Origin of the sequence: Planococcus halocryophilus (assembly GCF_022489025.1) — a bacterium.
Classification (GTDB): domain Bacteria; phylum Bacillota; class Bacilli; order Bacillales_A; family Planococcaceae; genus Planococcus; species Planococcus halocryophilus_A.
Genome location: NZ_JAKVTG010000032.1, coordinates 1 through 2,025, shown reverse-complemented (window position 1 = coordinate 2,025; position 2,025 = coordinate 1). Strand labels below are relative to the sequence as shown.

At 44.7% G+C, this 2,025-nt stretch carries 1 protein-coding gene and 11 tRNA genes; 11 read left to right on the top strand and 1 reads right to left on the bottom strand.

What is annotated here, in order from left to right:
- Window positions 1-14 precede the first annotated feature (14 nt).
- The 11 genes from MLE13_RS17740 (at window position 15) to MLE13_RS17690 (ending at window position 1,399) form a co-directional block, all read left to right on the top strand.
- Window positions 15-90 (top strand) — tRNA-Phe (locus MLE13_RS17740).
- 23 nt (window positions 91-113) lie between these two features.
- Window positions 114-189, top strand: a tRNA-Thr gene (locus MLE13_RS17735).
- Between the two features lie 7 nt (window positions 190-196).
- Window positions 197-280: transfer RNA gene (locus tag MLE13_RS17730), tRNA-Tyr, on the top strand.
- A 6-nt stretch (window positions 281-286) separates the two neighbouring features.
- Window positions 287-360, top strand: a tRNA-Trp gene (locus tag MLE13_RS17725).
- 20 nt (window positions 361-380) lie between these two features.
- Window positions 381-456: transfer RNA gene (locus tag MLE13_RS17720), tRNA-His, on the top strand.
- A 41-nt stretch (window positions 457-497) separates the two neighbouring features.
- Window positions 498-573: transfer RNA gene (locus MLE13_RS17715), tRNA-His, on the top strand.
- A gap of 11 nt (window positions 574-584) precedes the next feature.
- Window positions 585-656 (top strand) — tRNA-Gln (locus tag MLE13_RS17710).
- Window positions 657-663: 7 nt separating this feature from the next.
- Window positions 664-738: transfer RNA gene (locus tag MLE13_RS17705), tRNA-Gly, on the top strand.
- A 6-nt stretch (window positions 739-744) separates the two neighbouring features.
- Window positions 745-818: transfer RNA gene (locus MLE13_RS17700), tRNA-Cys, on the top strand.
- A 9-nt stretch (window positions 819-827) separates the two neighbouring features.
- Window positions 828-911: transfer RNA gene (locus tag MLE13_RS17695), tRNA-Leu, on the top strand.
- A gap of 404 nt (window positions 912-1,315) precedes the next feature.
- Window positions 1,316-1,399 (top strand) — tRNA-Leu (locus tag MLE13_RS17690).
- A gap of 260 nt (window positions 1,400-1,659) precedes the next feature.
- On the opposite strand, the gene MLE13_RS17685 is transcribed toward MLE13_RS17690, so the two are convergent.
- On the bottom strand, window positions 1,660-2,025 hold a 366-nt coding region (locus tag MLE13_RS17685; RefSeq protein WP_240751096.1), incomplete at its 5' end, for a hypothetical protein.

Below are 2,025 nucleotides of genomic sequence, written 5' to 3'. Positions count from 1 at the left end.
TTACTTAACAAAGTGGGTCAGTAGCTCAGTCGGTAGAGCATTAGATTGAAGCTCTAAGTGTCGGCGGTTCGATTCCGTCCTGACCCACCATTTTTTTAAAAGAAATTCTCCATGCCGGAGTAGCTCAACTGGTAGAGCAACTGACTTGTAATCAGTAGGTTGAGGGTTCAAGTCCTTTCTCCGGCACCATTTTCAAGGTGGGGTAGCGAAGTGGCTAAACGCGGCGGACTGTAAATCCGCTCCTTCGGGTTCGGCAGTTCGAATCTGCCCCCCACCACCAGTTTTTAGGGGCATAGTTTAACGGTAGAACAGAGGTCTCCAACACCTCCGATGTGGGTTCGATTCCTACTGCCCCTGCCAATTTTAAAATTTATATGATGGCGGTCGTGGCGAAGTGGTTAACGCACCGGATTGTGATTCCGGCACTCGGGGGTTCAATTCCCCTCGTCCGCCCCATGTTTTAATTTAACTAAGTGAACTTATAAAATAGTAATGTGGCGGTCGTGGCGAAGTGGTTAACGCACCGGATTGTGATTCCGGCACTCGGGGGTTCAATTCCCCTCGTCCGCCCCATCTTTTATTAATGGGGTATAGCCAAGCGGTAAGGCAACGGGTTTTGATCCCGTCATGCCCTGGTTCGAATCCAGGTACCCCAGCTTTATTGCGGAAGTAGTTCAGTGGTAGAACGCCACCTTGCCAAGGTGGAGGTCGCGAGTTCGAACCTCGTCTTCCGCTCCATTATTTGGCGGCATAGCCAAGTGGTAAGGCATGGGTCTGCAACACCCTTATCACCGGTTCGAGTCCGGTTGCCGCCTCCATAATAATTTGCCGGCGTGGCGGAATTGGCAGACGCGCGGGACTCAAAATCCCGTTCCTTCACCGGAGTGTCGGTTCGACCCCGACCGCCGGTATTATGAAAGAACCTGCCTGTTCTTTCCAAAAACCTTTAACTGTGAGTAATCATAGTTAAAGGTTTTTTTGTTGTTTCACCGTTTATTCAGTAAGTAACTTGGACAGCCATTCATGTAATCTGGTATGTTCCATTCCCTAGTGACTAGTGTATAAGCAGTAGGGAAGTAGGCAGGCAATAATTGATTAAAGATCATCGTAGTGAGAAAAATCGTTTTGTTCAGTCGGGCCAGCTTACCTATGTGAATTATTTTACAGTGGAAGCTGCTAAGAGTTTTGCTCCTATTGTCTATGATGCTTTATCAATCTTGAAGTTTGGCGTATGAAACTATTTATAGCATTAATAAAGTATTGGCGAGAAAAGTAAGATGTGCTATAATAATTCTTGTCCGCTAAAACAATACTTGCCGGCGTGGCGGAATTGGCAGACGCGCGGGACTCAAAATCCCGTTCCTTCACCGGAGTGTCGGTTCGACCCCGACCGCCGGTATACTGCAAGTAAGAAAAAGACCCTGACTTAATCGTCAGGGTCTTTTTCTTGGTCTATCACATAGATATGTAGAAACTAATCATCAACTGTAGATGAGTTTCTTCTATATAAAGAGAAATTTTTCTCCACTGCGAATGGCTAGTTAAGTACGGTACAGGCTTTAATGATTTAGTAGTTCATAATGGAAAAATTTAACCCAGTGCAGAAGGATTTCCTCTGCACTGGGTTAATTGTTCTTGAATCTAACGAAGTTTTTTAAATTACTCCGCATATTCACAACTTACACGTGTATTCTCAGGTTTAAAAATGCCATCTAGATTTGTTTTGAACAGCCATACATGTAAGTCATAATGTTGACCTACAGTACCATCATGGTTATTCATTGGCCCCTGGAATTTTTGTTTAAATAGCATTGGTGTTTTATCTGTCGCGTCTGTTGGTACGTACCACTCAGCACCCACTAATTTGTAGTGACCATTTTTCATTGGTTCGTAAAGCAGAACTTCCGGTTTTTTGATGTTTAGTTTGTCGTCATCCATACGACTAGGCTTAACTAAGTGAATTCCCATATTAGGTACACAGGCTCCAGGAAACAATCCAACAAATCCTTCATCAAGTGCGACGTC